15 protein-coding genes are annotated in these 19,314 nt (G+C 61.2%); 6 read left to right on the forward strand and 9 right to left on the reverse strand.

The window, feature by feature from the left end; genetic code table 11:
* Positions 1–74: 74 nt before the first annotated feature.
* The gene (locus LH365_RS16830) at positions 75–956 is read left to right on the forward strand and encodes a 2OG-Fe(II) oxygenase (protein WP_226745715.1); all 882 of its coding nucleotides are present in this window, start codon (positions 75–77) and stop codon (positions 954–956) included.
* A gap of 57 nt (positions 957–1,013) precedes the next feature.
* Here the strand turns inward: LH365_RS16830 and LH365_RS16835 are convergent, their stop codons facing one another.
* From LH365_RS16835 to LH365_RS16850, 4 genes are all read right to left on the reverse strand, one after another.
* On the reverse strand, positions 1,014–2,243 hold the full coding sequence (locus tag LH365_RS16835; protein WP_226745716.1) for a glycosyltransferase family 4 protein: 1,230 nt from the start codon (positions 2,241–2,243) through the stop codon (positions 1,014–1,016).
* 141 nt (positions 2,244–2,384) lie between these two features.
* Complete coding sequence (locus tag LH365_RS16840; RefSeq protein WP_226745717.1) at positions 2,385–4,583, reverse strand: polysaccharide biosynthesis tyrosine autokinase; 2,199 nt, start codon at positions 4,581–4,583, stop codon at positions 2,385–2,387.
* Positions 4,584–4,715: 132 nt separating this feature from the next.
* Positions 4,716–5,273 (reverse strand): polysaccharide biosynthesis/export family protein, encoded by a 558-nt coding sequence (locus LH365_RS16845; RefSeq protein WP_226745718.1) that lies wholly within the window; start codon positions 5,271–5,273, stop codon positions 4,716–4,718.
* Positions 5,274–5,614: 341 nt separating this feature from the next.
* Complete coding sequence (locus tag LH365_RS16850; RefSeq protein ID WP_226745719.1) at positions 5,615–6,868, reverse strand: outer membrane beta-barrel protein; 1,254 nt, start codon at positions 6,866–6,868, stop codon at positions 5,615–5,617.
* Between the two features lie 251 nt (positions 6,869–7,119).
* Between LH365_RS16850 and surE the strand changes: the two genes are divergently transcribed.
* On the forward strand, positions 7,120–7,932 hold the full coding sequence (gene surE / locus LH365_RS16855) for a 5'/3'-nucleotidase SurE (RefSeq protein WP_226745720.1): 813 nt from the start codon (positions 7,120–7,122) through the stop codon (positions 7,930–7,932).
* An 11-nt stretch (positions 7,933–7,943) separates the two neighbouring features.
* Entirely contained in the window at positions 7,944–8,579 is a 636-nt protein-coding gene (locus LH365_RS16860) for a protein-L-isoaspartate(D-aspartate) O-methyltransferase (protein ID WP_226745721.1), read from the forward strand.
* Between the two features lie 37 nt (positions 8,580–8,616).
* Here the strand turns inward: LH365_RS16860 and LH365_RS16865 are convergent, their stop codons facing one another.
* Positions 8,617–10,377, reverse strand: coding sequence for a DUF885 family protein (locus tag LH365_RS16865; RefSeq protein WP_226745722.1), 1,761 nt, complete (start codon positions 10,375–10,377; stop codon positions 8,617–8,619).
* Between the two features lie 189 nt (positions 10,378–10,566).
* Between LH365_RS16865 and galE the strand changes: the two genes are divergently transcribed.
* Positions 10,567–11,547 carry a UDP-glucose 4-epimerase GalE gene (gene galE, locus LH365_RS16870; RefSeq protein WP_226745723.1) on the forward strand — a complete coding sequence of 327 codons (981 nt, stop codon included), beginning with the start codon at positions 10,567–10,569 and terminating at the stop codon, positions 11,545–11,547.
* A 12-nt stretch (positions 11,548–11,559) separates the two neighbouring features.
* On the opposite strand, the gene LH365_RS16875 is transcribed toward galE, so the two are convergent.
* Both LH365_RS16875 and alr read right to left on the reverse strand, forming a co-directional pair.
* Positions 11,560–12,816 carry a D-amino acid dehydrogenase gene (locus tag LH365_RS16875; RefSeq protein ID WP_226745724.1) on the reverse strand — a complete coding sequence of 419 codons (1,257 nt, stop codon included), beginning with the start codon at positions 12,814–12,816 and terminating at the stop codon, positions 11,560–11,562.
* A gap of 3 nt (positions 12,817–12,819) precedes the next feature.
* Complete coding sequence (gene alr, locus LH365_RS16880; protein ID WP_226745725.1) at positions 12,820–13,950, reverse strand: alanine racemase; 1,131 nt, start codon at positions 13,948–13,950, stop codon at positions 12,820–12,822.
* A 132-nt stretch (positions 13,951–14,082) separates the two neighbouring features.
* Between alr and LH365_RS16885 the strand changes: the two genes are divergently transcribed.
* On the forward strand, positions 14,083–14,535 hold the full coding sequence (locus LH365_RS16885) for an Lrp/AsnC family transcriptional regulator (RefSeq protein ID WP_226745726.1): 453 nt from the start codon (positions 14,083–14,085) through the stop codon (positions 14,533–14,535).
* Here the strand turns inward: LH365_RS16885 and LH365_RS16890 are convergent, their stop codons facing one another.
* On the reverse strand, positions 14,536–15,549 hold the full coding sequence (locus tag LH365_RS16890) for a family 43 glycosylhydrolase (RefSeq protein ID WP_226745727.1): 1,014 nt from the start codon (positions 15,547–15,549) through the stop codon (positions 14,536–14,538).
* A 123-nt stretch (positions 15,550–15,672) separates the two neighbouring features.
* The gene (locus tag LH365_RS16895; protein WP_226745728.1) at positions 15,673–16,089 is read right to left on the reverse strand and encodes a DoxX family protein; all 417 of its coding nucleotides are present in this window, start codon (positions 16,087–16,089) and stop codon (positions 15,673–15,675) included.
* A gap of 233 nt (positions 16,090–16,322) precedes the next feature.
* Between LH365_RS16895 and LH365_RS16900 the strand changes: the two genes are divergently transcribed.
* Positions 16,323–19,280: a sugar-binding domain-containing protein gene (locus tag LH365_RS16900; protein WP_226745729.1), complete on the forward strand. Its 2,958-nt coding sequence runs from the start codon at positions 16,323–16,325 to the stop codon at positions 19,278–19,280.
* Positions 19,281–19,314: the final 34 nt, after the last annotated feature.

The following is a 19,314-nucleotide window of genomic DNA, read 5'->3' on the forward strand; positions in this document are numbered from 1 at the left end:
TGCGTGATGCCTGACCCAACAGTCCTGTAAAAAGACAGGGCTGCCGGGGGGAGTTGAGCGAAAAAGGGTACAGAATGTCCACTTTGGCACGGGAAGCCGGCGACTATATCAATCTGGGCGGACGTCGCCTGGACTTCAGCGACGTCCTCAATCACGAGCTTATGAGCGATAAATCGGTCGCGCAACTTAGTGAAACGCTGCGTAACAACTCGCCTTACCCGCATCTGGTGGTCGATGGTCTGTTCTCGCCGATCCTGCTGGAAGAAATGAACGCGGAATTCGACCGGTTAAAGTGGAATAACTGGCGCTCCATACAGGGGCGCGAAGAAGTCAAGCGCGGCACCCTGCCCAATACCCGCTTCGGTCTGGCCACCGATCTTTATTTTCAGACCATCTATTCGGGCGTCTTCGTCGATTTCGTCAAGCGCCTGACGCGCGTCGACGGTCTGATCGGCGATCCGGAACTGTATAATGGGGGGCTGCATGAAATTCCGTCGGGCGGTTTCTTCAAACTGCATACCGATTTTACGCATCACCCGACGACAGGCCTCAATAATCGCCTGGTGGTGATCACCTATCTGAACGAAGGCTGGAAATACGATTACGGCGGGCGTCTGGAACTTTGGGATCCCGACCTGCAACAGCGCGTGCAGGAAGTCGTACCGGTCATGGGCCGCACCATCTTCCTGTTTCAGACGCGCCGCAGCCTGCACGGCCACCCCAATCCGGTCACGGCGCCCGACGGTCGCACGCGCCGTTCCGCGGCTGCCTACTTCTACAGCAACGGCATCAAGGATGGCGACGAAACCATGTCGTTGAAGACGGAGTTCTTTAACGGTGAAAGCCGCAGCTTCCGTACGGAAAACGAGCGCTTTCGCTCGCAGCAGCGCGTGCGTCAGTTTGTGCCGCCGATCGTGTTTGAACTGGTGCGTCAGTTCCGCCGGCAAAACGTATAAGAATGTGACTGTATAGATAAAGAAATACCCGGCAATCTTATGGTTGCCGGGTTTGCTTTACTTATCTGCAATCGCCTGTTCGTAAAGCGTACTGTATCGCCCTACGATTTCCGCCTCGGAAAACGCGGCGAAGAAGGCCGGATCGGCGGGCTCCGCGCGCTTCCAGCGGGGCATGTCGTCGATGGCAGCATCCATCAGTTGCGCCAGCGTATCGGAATCGAACGGATCGTATTCGGCCACGCATTTGCCGATCGAGGCGATTTCCGGAATGCCGCCGGAGCGGGCGCACAGGGCGCTGCGGCCATAGGCGAAGCTCTCGATCAGGGTGCGGGGCAGGGGTTCCGGCCAGATCGAGGCGATCAGCGAGGTATCGATCGAGGTATAGAATTCTTCGGGCTTGGCGAAGCCCAGCCATTCGATGCGTGGATCGCCGTACCTGGCCTTTAACCCGTCGATATACTCCGCCGGCCCGCGTCCGGCGATCTTCAGCCGCCAGTTTGAGCGCTTCATCTTGCGCGTGGCTTCGAGAACGACGCCGATGCCCTTTTCTTCGTTGACCTGACCGATAAAGCCGAACACTAACTCATCGGTCGGTGTATCCGCCGCTGCGGGCTTGGCCGAAAGGTCGGCGATGTTGAAGATGACCGAGGCGGGACGCCCTTTGAAATAGCCGTGTTTAAGATGCTGCTTGATGACGTAGTCGCTGTTCGAGGCCACGGCGCTCACCAGATCCGAACGAAATTTGCGCACGGCGGTCAGGGCCTGACAGTCGGTGCAGCGCGTCTCACAGATATGGTTGTGGCGGAACAGGGTCGAACGGCCGCACAGCATCGAATAGTCGCGCAGCGTATGAATGATCGGAATATTGCGTTTTTTCAGTTCCGCCCAGATGGCGACCGAAAAACCCACCAGCACATTGGTGTGCACCACATCGGGACGAAATTCCTCCACTATGGCGGCGAAGCGTTTGGCGGCCTTCAGGTTCCACATGTCCAACACATGCCAGGCCATGCGCTTCGGGGCGCTTTCCTTATTCGTATTGTCGAAGGCCCAGAACAGATTGTCGAGCGGCAGGCGCACCACGGTGACGCCATTGCGCTCTTCATCTTCCCGCTCATTCCCCATGCCCAGTGTGACGGCGACGACCCGATGCCCCGCGCGCACCATAGCCTCGGCCAGTAAGGATACGGACTTTTCCGCGCCGCCGACCTGCATGGGCGGGTACAACTGGTTCACCATCATGATCGTACGAGACGGGCGCGTGGGGGCCATATCTGCGAGGGTCAATGCTTCAATCCCGGACATAGAAATAGGAATATTTAAAATAGAGACATAAGAATAGGTCGTCGGCAGGGGAGCCCATAAGGGCATCAAGGCGCGCCTTCGGTGGGAAGGCACGCCTTGTCAGTTCCGGCAAGCCGTCCCGGATCAGGACGCCTTGGTTTCGGTCGTGTAGTAGCTCTTGTACGAGTTGTAGTAGTATTCGCTGCCGATGCCCGACGAGATCGACTGCTTCTTGATGTCGATCATGGTCAGGGCCACGCCGGCAAGGTTAGCCAAACCCTCGTTATAAAGGATGTCGAGCGCGGTCTGGGTAGCGCCGATCGGCGTATCGTTCCACTTGGCCAGCAGAACCGTGACGTCGGCCTGGTGGGCGAGCAGACGGGTGTCGACGATCGGCAAAACCGGCGCGGTGTCGAGGATGACCACGTCGAAGTGCGACTTCAGTTCTTCGAGCAGGGCCGCCATGCGCTCGGTGCCGAAGAATTGCTGTTGCGGTACGCCGCGACCGGTGACCGGCAGGTACATAACACCGCGACCGGCATTGTAGAGGGCCTTGGCCAGCGGCACTTCGTTCTGCAGAACTTCGATCAGGCCGGCTTCGTAGTGGCCGCCGATAGAGGTCGACACCGAGTGGCGACGCAGGTCGCAGTCGACCACGACCACCGATTTGCCGAGCATTTCGATGGTTTTGGCCAGACACAGGCTGGTGGTCGTTTTCGCTTCGCCCGGAATGGCCGAGGTGACGGCGATGACGCGTTTGCTTTCGCTGACCTTGCTGAAATTAAGGGCGTTCAGCAGGATCTTGTACTGCTCGGAGAAGACCGACAGCGGGTTGTTTTCGAGGTACTCCCACAGCTTGATCTTCTTGTTCAGACGACCCTTCATGGTCGAACCGACGTCGGCGATACCGGCGAGGTAGGGCACATTGAGGTGCTTGATCACGTCGTTGCCCGAGGTCAGGCCGCGGCGCAGCGAGTGCTTGACGGCGACGGCGCCCGAGGCGGCGAACAGACCGGCGAAGAAGGCGAGCAGCAGCGAGTTGCCCATCTTCGGCGACGAACGGCGCGTCGGCATCTTGGCTTCGGACAAGACGCGGGCATTGACGTTCTCGATGCCTTCCTGCGAACTGGTGTCCTGATAGCGCTGCAGGTAGGACTCGTAGACCGAGTGAGCGGCCTGAGCCTGCATCTGCAGGTCGGTCAGGCGGGTCGAAGCGCTGAGATTGCGGTTGAGCGAGCCACGAGCCGCACCGGCGCTGCCTTCCAGAGACGACAGGCGCTGACGGTCGGCATTGACCTGCGTCTGGAGCGTCGAGAGGATGCGGGTGCGTTCGGCGGCGATCTGCGAGTTGACCACGGCTTCTTCGTTGGTGGCCTTGACCACTTCCGGGTGCATCGGACCGTAACGGCTGCGCAGGCTGGCCAGACGCGAGCGGATTTCGGTTTCACGAACGCGCAGGTCACGCAGCACTTCCGAACTGGCGCCTTCTTCACCGCTGGCGCCGGTCGTGTCGCGCTGGGCGGCAGACAGACGGGCCTGGCTGGCGGCCAGAGCCGAACGCGCTTCACCGATCTGCTGGCTCAGATAAACAATCTGTTGCTCCTGGATCGAACCGCCGGCGGGCGAGGTGTCCGCGCCGAGGCCGTTGGCGATCTTGAACTGCTGAACGGCGGCGTCGGCCTGCAGGGCCTGCTGACGCAGTTCCTCAAGGCGCGAACCGATCTGCTCGTTGGCATTGGTGACCAGCGCGTTGCTCTGGGTCGACTGGCGGCGCATATATTGCGAGATCCAGGCATTGGCGATACGCGCCGACTTGACCGGATCGTTCGTTTCGACGCTGACCGTGACCACGCGGGTCGCGCCCTGACGCTTCACCGTGACGGTGTTCAGCACGTTCATGACCACGCGCTGACGCAGCGAGTCGGGGCTTATCGGCGCAGCGCTCTGATTGCCGGGCAGGAGGGCGGCAAGGCCCGACGGCTTTTGCAGGGCCGGATTGAATTCCGGATCATCAGCCAGTTTCAGATTATCGACGACGCCTTCGGCCAGGGCCAGCGAACGCAGGACTTCGGCTTCGGTATCGACCTGCGTCGCATCGTCCGGCAGGTCCTTGGCGATTTCCTGAGCGTTCGGCACGACCTTGAGGCGTTCGCCGCCGATCATCACGCTGGTCGAGCTGGTGTATTTCGACGGGGCCGACAACATGACCGCCATGGCCACGGCGAAGACGGCGAGGAAGATGCCGGCAAACAACCACTTGTTGATCCGCACGACGGAAATGATGGTGCGGATGTCGAAGACTTCCGAGCCGGAGTCTGTATCTTGGGCCGCGGCGTTCTGCATAGTATTAACGGGTCCGTATAGGTTGGGTTCCGGTGGGAGCGGCGCGCGCCGGGGTCCGGACTAGGGAAATGGTTAAGCGAATATACAAGCGTTATAAGACAACCGATTGCCCGTGTATGCGGGCAGGACCGGTTAGAAATGACGTTCGGCGATACGGATGGTGTCGCCCGGATAAACGCGCAGTTCCGGCGACAACATCACTTCGGTTTCCTGTTCGGAGCCGTAGGATTTGATGAAGATGCGCTTTTGCTGGGCGCGGTAGGTGAAGCCCTCGGCACGGGCGATGGCGTTGACCACCGAGAGGCCATCCACATAAGGATATTCGCCGGCCTTGCCGACTTCGCCCATGATGTAATAGGGGCGATAATTGGTCACTTCGGCGCTGACGCGCGGATTGAGCAGGTAACCGTCCTTGAACTTGTTTTCGACGGCCGCGCGGAAGTCGGCCACGGTGAGGCCCTGGGCGCTCACTTCACCGATCAGCGGAATGGAGACGCTGCCGGTGCCATCGACGGCGAATTCACCGCTGAGGTCGGGTTCGCCGTAGACCGTGACGCGAACCTTGTCGCCGCTGCCGAGGCGGTAGACGCGCTCCTGACCTTCGACGGCGCTTGCGGGACGGGTTTGGGCCTGAGTCTGGACGGTGACGGGCAGGCAAATAGCCAGGGCGAGTAAAAGAATACGGCGCAATTTATAATCCTTTGAGGAAGGCTTATGGTCTAAAAACATGAACAGCCCGACGCGGCAATGTTATGCGAGTTTATGCTGCAGCGCAAGATAGGTGTTTCGGATCGGCAATCTCAGGCACGCCAGAGCAAGACTCGTACCACGCCCGTTTTCGCTAAATTCGGGCGCAAATGAAGGCGGGTAAGAAAAACAGCGGGGAGAGACGATCATCGCACAACCGATCTGTCGGAGCCCCCTTGGAATATTTAGCAGAATAAATAAATCAACACAATCCGCCGATTAACCATCCGTCAGCGGAGCGATAGACGGCGCGGCGAGCCTTTGCGCCCGGCCGCGCCATTGGCTTAGAAGGCGGCGCGCAGCGCGACGCCAAAGCGGTTTTCGGTATATTCCGGATCGAGAATGGCATTGACGCCGCTCGATTTGAAGTCGCGGTTACGGAAGCTGACCTCGATCTTCAGGTTGCGCGTCACCTCGTACAGGCCGGCCATGTAAAGGCCGTTGAAGGTGTCGTCACGATCGACGCCGTTAAACTCCAGCTTGGTCGTCTCATAGCCGATGCCGAGGTTGAGCCGGCGGGTCAGCTCGTGCTTCACCATGATACGGCCCATATTGTAAAAGTAGCCTGAGGCGTTGATAGACGGGGCTTCTTCGATCGAGCGGCGGGCGTTGAAGACGATGGTTGTCAGACGCGTCGGCATATAGTTGATATTGGCGAGATAGGACGCGCCCTGAGCCGAGGCGAAGACCGGGTTTTTATAATCCTGTTTCATGTAACCGACCTGCACGTCGCCGGTCAGCAGTTCGGACATGTAGAAGGCGGCGCCGAGGCGCAGGCTGTAGCCGTCGGAATCGCGGTTATTGGTCTTGTCGTCGAACTCGACCCTGTTGGCCTGATAATAGACGAACAGGGCCGTGACCGGCGTGATGCGATAGTCGGCGCGCGCCTCGGCATAGGTGCGTTGCGAGTCGCGATAATCCTGAGGGATGATCCCGCCGCTTGCATTGAAGGCATTGTCGGCGTCGAAATTGCGATAGCCCAGGGCACCGTAATATTTCAGCAGGTTACCGGTAGCCGTATAGGCGACCTTGACGCCGGTCTGATCGTATTCGACGGGCTCGACATTGCCCGACACTACGCGCTGATAGCGGGCGTCATGGCCATGGTGGAACTCAACCTCGGTCGACAGATTGGTGTAGGCCGAAAAATCGTAACGGCCGCTGGCGACCACGCCGCCGTCGACGGTGTTTTCGCTGTCGTTATCGAGATAGGTCTCGGCCTTCACATAGGCCGTGCCCTTCAGTTCGTGCGTGCGCCAGACGGAGGCGACGTTGAGCGCGGCGTTCACGCCGACGATGACATCGCTTTCTTCGTTCGCGCCGGTGTAGCGCGCATTGCTGGTGCTATCGATGCCGATGATCGCCGTCGGCGTGACGCCGAACGACCCGACGAGGTGCGTCTTGCCTTCCTTCATCGCGTCTTCGGAGAAGCTCGGGTTCGGATCGGTGGGGAAGAGGGGCGTGTCGACGCCGGCGGCAAGCGCGGAAAGAGGCAGGGCGCTGGAAGCCAGCAAAATGAGGGCAAGTGTACGGCGCATGGCGAATCCAATGAATTATGACAATTGTTTTCAACTAACACAGTCAATATGTGCGATGCAAATACCCCGGTTAACCGTAAGCGGTTTGCGGTGCATACGCGCCGCTTTCGTGCCGCGGCGTGTATTCGTGCCACAGTTGTGCGGGGTGTGCAGAGGGTTTTTGCCAAAATGGCGAAACGCGCAAATTGCCAATCGCGCGTCTTGTTACTTTTTGGCTGGCGCTCTAGTACGAAGGGCGAGAGGTGAGTCCGATGCGTATCCTGCTGACCAACGACGATGGTGTTGACGCCTACGGTATGACGGTGCTGCGCGAGATCGCCGCGCACCTGTCCGACGACGTCTGGGTCTGCGCGCCGCTGTACGAACAGTCGGGCAAGGGGCGGGGCATTACCCTGCACGATCCGCTGCGCGCGCATCGACTGGATGAGCGGACCTTTGCGGTCACCGGCACCCCTACCGACTGCGTGCAGATCGCCATTAACGACCTCATGCCCGCTGCGCCGGATCTGGTCTTGTCGGGTGTCAATCGCGGCTTCAATCTGGCGCAGGACGTCACGCTATCGGGGACGGTGGCGGGCGCGTTGCAGGGTATGAGCCTTGGCATTCCGTCTATCGCCCTGTCGCAGTGCCTCGATTTCGATCTGGACGTCGAGGCCCAGTGGGAGGCCGCTCGCGTCTACGGGGCGCCGGTCATTTCGTCTCTTCTGACAAAGGGTTGGGCGAAAAATCTGATCTTCAATATTAATTTCCCGGATTGCGACGACGAAGCCGTCACCGGCGTCGAAATGACCCGCCAGGGCTTCCGCGACCTGCATGATCTGCACGCGGTCAAGCGCGTCGATCCCCGCGGGCGGCCTTATTACTGGCTGGATTTTCACGGGCACGCCTGCGAACTTGTGGACGGCACCGACCTTAAGGCCGTCGCCGAAAACCGCATCTCGGTGACGCCGCTGCACCTCGATCTGACCCATTACGAGACGCTGCAAGCCTATAAGGGCGTGTTCGGCGGCGCAGCCCCAAAGCGCATTGTCGCCACCGAAGTGAAGCTGGAGACCGGCCGATGAGTGGGGAGCCTATGCCTGAAACGCGCATCGAACGCCTGCTGGCCACGTTGAAGGCGCAGGGCATCGATGACGAGAAGCTGCTGCACGCCATGGAATATACGCCGCGCGACCTGTTCGTGCCGGAACTGTTCCTCGACCGGTCGTGGGAAGATTCCGCCATCCCTATCGCAGCGGGTCAGACTATTTCCCAGCCCTATATCGTTGCCCTGATGACGCAGGCGCTGAAGCTGGAACCGCGTCACCGCGTGCTGGAGATCGGCACGGGGTCGGGCTATCAGACGGCGATCCTGTCGCGCCTGTGCCGCTATGTCTATACGATCGAGCGCTATCGCTCGCTGATGCTGGAGGCGGAAATCCGCCACAAGCGCCTGATGATGGAAAACATCATCTACCGTTTCGCCGACGGCTGGGACGGCTGGCCGGAACAGGCGCCATTCGATCGCATTCTCGTCACCGCCGCCTTGCCTGAAGAGCCTCTGCCGCTGCTGTCGCAACTCAAGCTCAGGGGGATCATGGTGGCGCCTCAGGGCCGCGGTTCGGTGCAGCGCCTGCTGCGCTATACGCGCACGGCGGAGGCCTATGAGGTTGAGGACCTGGGCGAGGTGCGTTTCGTGCCGCTGATCGAAGGCGTCGCCAAGGAAAGCTAAGAAATAAAAAGGCCCGCAGTAGCGGGCCTTTTCTGCATCAGTTTTCGTCCTTGTACGGGCTGGTACCGCCGCGCGCGATGAAGCGATCCACGGCCTGCTCCATCACCGGCAGGGGCACGGACCCCAGTTCCAGCACCGTATCATGGAAGGCGCGGATGTCGAACTTTTCACCTAAAGCGGCTTCGGCTTTGGCGCGCGACTTCCAGATCGACATTTCCCCCAGATAGTAGCTGAGCGCCTGACCCGGCCAGGCGATATAGCGATCGACCTCCGTGGTGATTTCGTGCTCTGAGAGCGCCGTATTGTCGCGCAGGAAGGCCAGCGCCTGATCGCGCGTCCAGCCCTTGGCGTGCATGCCTGTGTCCACCACCAGACGCGCGGCGCGCCACATCTGATAGCTCAACATACCGAAGCGCTCGTAGGGTGTCTGATACATGCCCATTTCGACGCCGAGACGTTCCGAATAGAGCGCCCAGCCTTCGCCATAGGCCGAGATGTAGACATTCTGGCGGAAGGCCGGCAGGCCCTTGTTTTCCATGGCCAACGGCATCTGGAAGGCGTGGCCCGGCGCGGATTCGTGCAGCGTCAGGGCCATGACAGAGTAAAGCGGGCGCGCCGGAAGATTATAGGTGTTGACCCAGTAACCGCCGGGACCGCCGCGGCCGCTGGTGTAGAAGGGGGCGATTTCCGGCGCCACCGGGATGATGGCGAAGCGCATACGCGGCAGGCGGCCGAAATACTGCCCCGCCTTACCGTCGAACATCTTGGCGGCCCAGGCGGAGCGGTCGAGCAGTTCCTGCGGCGTCTTGGCGTAGAATTGCGGATCGGTGCGCAGGAATGTCAGGAAGGCCTTCAGGTCGCCCTGAAATTTCACTTCCTTCATCACCGTGTCCATTTCGGCGCGGATCTTGGCGACTTCATCGAGACCGATCTGATGGATTTCGTCCGGTGTCGATTTCAGCGTCGTATATTCGCAGATCTGCGCCTGATAGAAGTTGCGGCCGTCCGGCAGATCGATGGCGGCGATCGAGGTCGTGGCCTTGGGCGTATATTCCGCATTGAGGAATTTCAGCACGCTCTGGTGCGCCGGAATGACGCTTTTCTCGATGGCGTCGAGACCCAGCTTTTTCAGCTCGGCCTGCTTGGCGGCGGGGATGGAGGCCGGGAAGGTCTTGAACGGTGCGTAAAAGGAGTTGGTCTCGCCCTTGGCGTCGATGACATTGGTCAGCGAGATGTCGCGTCCTTGCAGCGACACGCGCGGCAAGGTGAAGCCACGCTTCAGGCCGGCGCGCATATTGTCGACATTTTGCGCGAAATAGCGCGGCATGTCGTTCAGCGTCTTCACATAGTTGCGGTAGTCGGCCTCGGTGCGGAAGGTGCCGCCGGCGATATAGCCGAGATCGGCCCAGAAGGAGGTGTCGCCGGCCAGCGGACGCTCATAGAGCTTGTACACCTGTCCGTTGATCAGGGTCTCGATCTGGAAACGGTAGACACGGTAGTTATCGGCTTCGGTCTCTGACAGTTTGCGGGTGTCGATGGCATCGAGTTGTTTCAGAACGTCCTGCCAGTAGGCCAGTTTCTTGTCCTGAGCGGCTTTCGATACGTCGGGCAGGCCACCCCCGCGCTGATCGGCGGGCATGTCCTCATCGGCGGCCATCTGCTTGCCGCGCCATTCCCACTCAGTCTTGTAAATCGTCTCGAAGCGCGCCTGCACGGCTGGGTCGACTTCGGCGACAACGGGCAGGGCAGAGGCCGAAAGGACAAGAGAGAGGGCAGTGGCGCGCAGAAGGGCTTTCATCGAGTTCACTCTGTTAAACGAAGTAATTGATAAATGTATACCGTATAATTTTAAGGTCGCAACCCGCGACGGTCTCGCATCGTCTATTTCTTCATTGCCGATGACGGGCCTTATCCGAGACTGGGTGCTTTCCGGTTGCAGGACTGTGTTTCATGGTGTCTATAGACAGTATTTTGAGAGGATATTTCAATGGCTCATTCTATCCTGGTCGCCGGTGGCGCCGGCTATATAGGCTCGCAAACCTGCAAGATACTGGCGCAAAGTGGCTTTCAGCCCGTCACCATCGATAATCTGTCGACCGGTCACCGTGAGGCGGTGAAGTGGGGCCCGCTGATCGAGGCCGACATCCGTGACGGTGAGGCGGTGCGCAAGGCCATTGTCGATTACGATATCAAGGCGGCCATCCATTTCGCGGCCTTTTCGCTGGTCGGTGAGAGCACCAAGGACCCCGCCAAATACTACGACAACAATGTCGCGGCAGCGACGGCCTTTGCGTCGCACCTGATCGAAGGGGGCGTCAAGGCGCTGGTCTTTTCATCGACGGCGGCGGCCTATGGCGTGCCGCTTACGCGCCTGATTGCCGAGGACCACCCCAAGAAGCCGATCAACCCCTATGGCGACAGCAAGCTGGCCTTTGAAACGGCGCTGCACTGGCTGTCACAAGCCCACGACCTCCGCTATGTGGTGCTGCGTTACTTCAACGCGGCGGGCGCGGACCTTGAAGGCGAGGTCGGTGAAAGCCACAAGTGCGAAACCCACCTCATTCCGCTGATCTGTCAGGCGGCGCTGGGCACGGGCAAGGCCCTGACCGTGTTCGGCAACGACTACGACACCAAGGACGGCACGGCGATCCGCGACTATATCCATGTGGTCGATCTGGCCCATGCCCATGTCGAAGCGATCCGCTACCTTCTGAACGGCGGCAAGAGCGACGCCTTCAATGTCGGCACCGGCGAAGGCTTGACCGTTCTGGAGGTTATCAAGGCCACCGAAACGCTCACCGGCATGACTGTGCCGCACAGCATCGGTCCGCGCCGCGAAGGCGACCCGGAAATACTGGTGGCCGACGTGTCGAAAATCCGTTCGACCTTCGACTGGACGCCGCGTTATTCCGATGCCGAAACCATCATCCGCACGGCGGCGCAGTGGCAGAAGACGCGACCTTATTAAAGCGCTCACCTGTCAGGCGGCGTAGCGGCCGAGGGTGAGGTCGGCGGTTTCGATGTCGGGCGTCTTGCCGCTGATCAGGTCGGCCAGCACGCGGCCTGAACCGCACGACATGGTCCAGCCCAGCGTGCCGTGACCGCTATTGAGCCACAGATTGCTATAGCGTGTCGGTCCGATGATCGGCGTGCCGTCCGGCGTCATCGGGCGCAGGCCCGACCACAGGTTCGGATCGCTGAGGTCGCCTGCGCCGCCGAACAGGTCTTCAACCACATATTTCAACGTGTTTAACCGGGCTTCGGGCAGGTCTTTGGAGAAGCCGGCGATCTCGGCCATGCCCCCGACCCGAATGCGCGCCCCAAGGCGGGTGATGGCGACCTTATGCGCTTCATCCATCACGGTGGAGACGGGCGCGCGCGTCTCATCGATGATTGAAAGTGTCAGTGAATAGCCTTTGACCGGATAGACCGGCACGTCGAGACCCAACGGCTTCAGGAAGGCGGGGGTGTAACTGCCCAGCGCCGCAACGAACAGGTCGGCCTCGATATCGCCCTCTGAGGTCTGAACGGCCCTGATATGATCGCCCCCGCGGATCAGCCCGCGCATATCGACGCCGTAGCGGAAGATTACGCCCGCCGCCTCAGCTTTCTCCGCCAAGGTATTGGTAAATTTGAAACAATCGCCGGTCTCGTCATTGGGCAGGCGTAAGCCGCCGACGATCTTTTTTCTGGATGGTGCCAGTCCCGGTTCGGCGGCCACGCATCCCTCAACGTCGAGCAGCTCGAACGGCACGCTGCCATCCTTCAGCACCTGGATGTCCTTGGCGATGCCGTCGATCTGTTTCTGCGTGCGGAAAACCTCCAGCGTCCCTTGCGTACGCTCGTCGTAACGGATGCCGATATCCTGACGCAGCGCCATCAGGCAGTCGCGGCTATACTCGGCTATGCGCACCATGCGGCCCTTGTTGCGCTTATAGCTCTCGACATTACAGTTCATCAGCATCTGCCACATCCAGCGGACGGCCTGCGCGTCGAGATTGGGGCGGATGATCAGCGGCGCATGGGTCATGAACAGCCAGCGCAGGGCCTTTTGCGGTATGCCGGGCGCGGCCCACGGCGAGGAATAGCCGGGCGAAATCTCGCCGGCATTGGCGAAGGAGGTTTCCAGCGCCGGTCCCGGCTGGCGGTCGATGACAGTGACCTCATGCCCTGCCTGACGCAGATACCAGGCCGAGGTGACGCCGATGACACCCGCCCCCATAATGACGATCTTCATGCTTCAGGCCTCCGCCGGAATGAGGTGCCGGTGATAGCGCGGCCCCAACTGGGTCAGGATTTCGTAGGCGATGGTCCCCGCCGCCTCAGCCAATGCGTCGAGCGACTGATGCGCGCCGATCAGTTCGACGAAATCCCCGGCCTTCAGCGCGCCTTCGGGCAAGGCGTCGATATCGATAATGATCGAGTCCATCGACACACGGCCGATAAAGGGCAGGCGCACGCCATTGAAGTAAACCGCGCCCTGACCGCCCAGCCGACGGGGCAGCCCGTCGGCATAGCCCGCCGACAGCGTGGCCAGTCGCTTGGGGGCGTCGGTAACCACCGTGCCGCCATAGCCGATGCGCGTGCCCGCCGGGACGATGCGCGTCTGCACCACCGCCAGCTCAAGCGCGATGACCGGCTGCATCGGATTGGGGCGATCCACGTGCGGGGCCGCGCCATAGAGGGCGATACCGGGACGGCACAGGTCGGCGTGGTATTCCGCCCCCAGGAACAGGCCGCCCGAATTGGCGAAGCACAGCGGCGTGTCGGGGAAGAGGCGCGACGCCAGTTCGAAGGCTCCGAGCTGTTCGCCATTGGCCGGGTGGGCGGGTTCGTCGGCGCAGGCCAGGTGGCTCATCAGATAGTCGATGCGCAGGCCGTCCAGACGCTCCGGCGCGAGGGCCAGGGCTTTGAGATCGTCGGGCATGAAGCCCAGCCGCGACATGCCCGTGTCGACCTGCAACAGGGCAGGCAGGGTGGTCCCCCGTGCTTTCGCCGTGGCAGCCCAGGCGTCGAGCTGTTCAGGGCTGTTGAGCACGGGGATCAGACCGGCTTCGGCGGCGCGCGCCTCGCTGCCGGGGGCCAGGCCATTCAGCACATAAAGCGCGGCATCGGCGGGCAGAGGCGGGCGCAGTTCGAAGGCTTCGCGGGTCAGGGCGACGAAAAAGTGGCGGCAACCGGCGGCGTAAAGGGTTTCGCTCACCGCCGCGACACCCAGACCATAGGCGTCCGCCTTGACCACGGCGCTGACGGGCGTGGGCGCGGCCAGTCGGCGCAGCTTCAGGTAGTTGGCTTTCAGAGCGCCGAGATCGATGCGCAGGACGCCGCCCGCGCCGCCTTCCAAAGCCGCCTTCGCCAGTGCCTGATCCATGCCGTAGAACCTCCCGTGCAGAGGATGTCCAGCTTAGCGCAAGGATCGTCGAATGTTCGTGTTATTTTGTGTTATTCGTTCATATGTATGTCATATGCTGCAACAAATGTGTGTTCCGCGAAAGGATGTGTCATGCGCAGTCTCGATGCGGTCGACCGCAACCTTATCCGGCTTCTGAGATTAAACGCCCGGATGAGCAATGCGAAACTGGCGGCCGAGGTGGGGCTGTCGCCGTCGGCCTGCCTGCGACGGATTCAGTTGCTGGAAAAGAGCGGTGTCATCCGGGGCTATACGGCTCTGATCGGTGAGGAGGTTGAGGGCGAGCCTATCGCCGTCATCATCCGCATCTCGCTGGAGCGCCAGAGCGAGGGCACGCTCAGACGCTTCGAGGCGGCGGTGCGCCGCTATCCCGAAATTCGCGAATGCCTGCTGATGACGGGCGACGCCGACTATGTGCTTCGGGTGGACATCGCCGATGCGCGCGAATTCGAGCGCATCCACACCGAGGTGCTGTCCAAGCTTCCCGGCGTGCAGCGTATCCATTCCAGCTTTTCGATCCGCAATGTGCTCGCAAGAGCCGTCTGATTATTTCGGTGCCTTGAGACGCGCGTCGGTGGGGGCGTCGCGATCGACCGTCAGCCAGCCGTCGGCGCCGATCTTCAGTTCGGCGACCTGAATGACGGTGCGCTGGCCGAATTTGGGGTCGGCGACGGCTTCGGGGGCCTTGTACTGGTGCACGAAATAGTAGATCAGCGCGCGGCCGTCATTGACCACCACGTCCGGATGCTGCCCTTTGTCGTTGTCGGTCGGTTGGCTGCCCGGTTGTTCGAGGATGCGGTTCGGCTGCGGGGTCCAGGTCTTGAGGTCGTCTGAGCGCAGGACCATCAGGCCCTTCCACACATCGGCGATCATCCAGTAGTGGTCCCCGAACTGAAACACCTTCGGGCCTTCGGCATTGGTGTCGATGACCGGATCGGGCTGACGCACCCATGAGATCAGATCCGGGCTTTCGAGTGCGAACAGGCGGCTGCCCTTGCGCTCGTCCTTGAACCACAGGCGATAGACGCCGTCCTTCCTGATGACGCTGGCGTCGATGGCGCGGTCGGTGCCCAGTTCTAACCGCTCACCGCAGTTCCAGGTCTTCAGGTCCGAACTGGTCAGGTGGACGATGAAACGCCCGGCCTTCCAGTCCTTGAATACGCCCGGCACGACGGTCAGCCACATATGGTAGGTGCCGTTATCTTCATAAAGTTCCGGGGCCCACAGCGTCTCGCCCGTGCACGACAGCGGGATGTTGGCGGTGCCCTGATAGGACCATTTCACGCCGTCTTTCGAGGCAGCGACGCCGATGGGCGTGCCGTGCACCCAAGATACGTCGCCATCCGGGGTCTTCAGGGTGGCGCGACGGTTGGTGTAGAACATCTTCCAGTCCTTCGCCGCCGTGTCGTAGACGATGGAGGCGTCCGCCGCGCCGTCATAGACCGGGTCGCGGTAGAGGGGCTTGGGGGCGTAGCCCTGTGCCTGCGTGGCGCGCTTTTCCATCACGGCGCAGCCGCCGAATGACAAGGCGGCGAGGGCGAGGCAGAGAACCTTTTTCATCGGACGTTCCTTTTATGTATTTGTCCGACTTATAGAGCAATTTCATGCAATTCCAAACAGTATCGCTCAAAAAAGATTGCCTGCCGTGGGTTACGGCAGGCGCTGAAGGGCGTATGGGGGAGATCAGGCGCCGACGGCAATCTTACGGTCGCGGCCGATCAGATGATCGACGCTGTAGAGACCGCCGCCGAACGTCGCGGCGTAGAGGAACCCGCCGGCGATCGATATATTCTTCATGAAGTGGATGAACTGATTTTGGTCAGCGAGTTGATTATGGAAGAAGACCGCCGTGGCCAGAGTGAAGGCGGCGAGCGCCAGCGACACCAGACGGGTCTGATAACCGACGAGGAAGATCAGGCCGCCGATGATTTCCACGGCCACCGCGCCGATATAGGCGACTTCGGGCAGGGGCAGGCCGACCGAGGCGATATAGCCGATGGTGCCGGCGGGGGCGGCCAGCTTCGACAGGCCGGACAGGATGAAGATGGCGGCGATCAGGACGCGGGCCAGGGCAGGGGTAGCGGCTTCAAGTTTGGACATGACACAGGTTCCTTTGAAGAGGTCAGGGTTGACGGCCTGTGTTGTCAGGTCGTTGACGGATAGATAGCCGTAACGATGGTGTTCCAGTAGTGTGCTTAGGTATAATTCAGCGTTGCTAAAATCGGAACGACGGTATCTCACCTTTACGGCGTGACAGTTCCAGTCGCTAATTATATTACTTAAATCAGAAGCCAGACTGTCTCCAGACTGGCCGCCGTCAACAGGGGATGCCCATGCCGACCTTCCAACCCGATCGCCGCACCTTCATCGCCCTGCTGGGGTCGGCTGCGGCCACGCCGACGGCGTTATATGCGGCGTCTTCGCCTGAAAGCCCGGCGCGCGAGGGGACGGTGTCTCTGGCCGGCAAGTGGCGCTTCGCGCTCGATCATAACGACATCGGGCTGGCCGATTACTGGTTCAACAAAACCATGCCGTCCGACCTGCAAATCCGCCTGCCGGGCATTTTGCAGACGCAGGGCTACGGCAATGAGATCGAGGCCGAGACGCAGTTCGTCGCCGCCCTGCCGCGCGACATGCGCTGGTATCTGCTGCCGCAGTACAAACCCTATACTCAGCCCGGCAATATCAAGGTGCCCTATCTGTCGCAGCCGGTGCGGCACTATCTGGGCGTCGCCTGGTATCAGCGCGATATCGAAATCCCCGAAGCCTGGGCGGGCAAGCGCATCGCGCTGCATCTGGAGCGTACGCGCTGGCGCACCGACATCTATGTCGGCAATAAACTGGCCGGCTCCAGCCGCTCACTGGTCGCGCCGCACGAGGCCGACCTGGGGATATTGAAGCCCGGCACGCACCGCCTGTCGCTGCGTATCGATAACCGGATGCAGGAGCCGGTCTATCGCCCTGATGGCCATGCGGTGTCGGATGGCGAAGGCTCGACGTGGAACGGCGTGGTCGGGCGCATCGAACTGTCGGCGACGTCGCCCGTGTGGATCGACGACGCGCAGGTCTTCCCTGATCTCACCAGAAAGTCGGCGCAGGTGCGCGTGAAGATCGGCAACCTGACCGGAAAGGCCGGATCGGGGACGCTGAGCGTCGGCAAGGTCTCGGTTCCGGTGACGTGGACCGTCGAGGGCGGTGTGGCGGCTATCGACGTGCCCATGCCGGACGCGAAACCGTGGTCGGAATTCACCCCGGTCCTGCAAAAGCTCACCGTCGCGCTGATCGGTACGGACGCTGACAACAGGCGTGACCTGACCTTCGGTATGCGCGAGGTCCGCACCGAAGGCCGTCAGATTCTGATCAATGGCGAGCGCTTGGACTTTCGCGCCACCCATGACGGCGGCGGCTTCCCGCTGACCGGATATCCAGCCACCGATGTCGAGACGTGGAAGCGCATCATTGCGATCTGTAAGGACTGGGGCTTTAACGGGATGCGCTTCCATTCGTGGTGCCCGCCCGAAGCGGCCTTCACGGCGGCCGACGAACTGGGCTTCTACTTGCAACCCGAATGCGGCATGTGGAACAATTTCGATCCGGGCCGCAAGATGCTGGCCGTGCTGCATGACGAGACGGAACGCCTGCTCAAGGCCTATGGCAATCACCCGTCCTTCATCATGCTGGCGGCGTCGAACGAACCGGCCGGGCAATATCCGCAGCAACTGTCTGAATGGGATTTGAAGTGGCGCAAGGCCGATCCGCGCCGTCTCTATGCCGACGGCATCGGACGCTTTTCACCGCCGCCGGGCGGCCCCGGCACGCCCTATGCTTCGGATTTTCTGGGTACGATCCGCGGGCGCGGTCCCGGCGGCTGGTTCGGCGAGGACTACGAAAAGGCCCTGACCGACTCCACCGGCAATGCCGACATTCCGTGCATCGCGCACGAGGTCGGCCAATGGTGCGCCTATCCCGACTTCGGCATCATCGACAAGTTTTCGGGCAAGGGTAAATACGACGCCTTCCCGCAAGGCATAGGCTGGGGCGATCGCGCCTATATGGTGCCGGGCAATTACGAGATCATGCGCGATTCCGCGCAAGCGCACGGGCTTTTGAGCCTTAACAAAGAATTGGCCCACGCTTCCGGACGTTTTCAGGTCGCCTGCTATAAGGAAGAGATCGAGGCCAATTTGCGCACGCCCTCCTATTCGGGCTTTCACCTGCTCGACCTGCACGACTATCTGGGGCAGGGCGGGGCGCTGATGGGCCTGCTTGACGCCTTCTGGGAAGAAAAGGGCTACGTCACCGCCGAAGAGTTCCGCCAATTCTGCAACACCACCGTGCCGCTGGTGCGTCTTAAGGATCGCGTCTTCACTTCGGACAAGACGCTGAGCGCCGAGGCCGAACTGGCGCATTTCGGGCCCAAGGCTCTGGCATCGGTGACGCCGGTCTGGCGTATTTTAGATGCCGCCGGTAAGACGGTCCTGTCGGGCAGCCTGCCCAAGCGCGCCGCCCCGCGCGGCAAGAATCTGAAGCTCGGCACCATCACCGCCGATCTGTCGAAGCTGAAAAGCCCGGCGGCCTACAGGCTGGTGCTGGAACTGAAAGGCACGACCTTCCGCAATCAGTGGCCCTTCTGGGTCTATCCGGCGACGGTGAGCACCGCTACGCCGCCGGGCGTGATCGTCACCGCCGACTGGACCGAGGCCAAAAGCGCGCTGGCCAAGGGCGGGCGCGTGCTGTTCCTGTCCGGCAATCCGGCCAAACCCAATCCCGATCTGGGCCTGACCACCGTGCCGATCTTCTGGAACCGGCTGATGAACCCCAGCCGGGCGTGGATGCTGGGTCTTCTGTGCGATACGGCCCACCCGGCGCTGGCCGGCTTCCCGACGCAGGCCAATTGCGACTGGCAGTGGGTCGATCTGTTGGGCAAGACCACGGCGATGAATGTCGAGGCCCTGCCCGTGGACCTCAAGCCTGTCGTGCTGCCGATCAACGACTGGAACCGTAATCTGCGTCTGGCCATGCTGTTCGAGTGCAGGGTCGGTGATGGCCGCCTGATGGCCACGGCCTTCGACCTGACCGAGGCCGGGGTGGCGGGTCACGCCGGTGGGCCGTCGCTGCGCCAGTCGGTGCTGAACTATATGGCCTCGGAACGTTTTGCGCCTGAGACGACGCTGACGATCGAGTCGCTGGATGCGTGGATGGCCGGGCGCCATAGCGCACCGGCCACCGTCATCACGCCGCCGGCCACAACCGATGTGGTCGATCCGGGGCAGATCAAGCCCAAAACTTAGGAAAGCGTCTCTCCTCCCCATGCCTTCGGCACAG

The organism is Asticcacaulis sp. AND118 (assembly GCF_020535245.1).
In the GTDB taxonomy this organism is placed as follows: Bacteria; Pseudomonadota; Alphaproteobacteria; order Caulobacterales; family Caulobacteraceae; genus Asticcacaulis.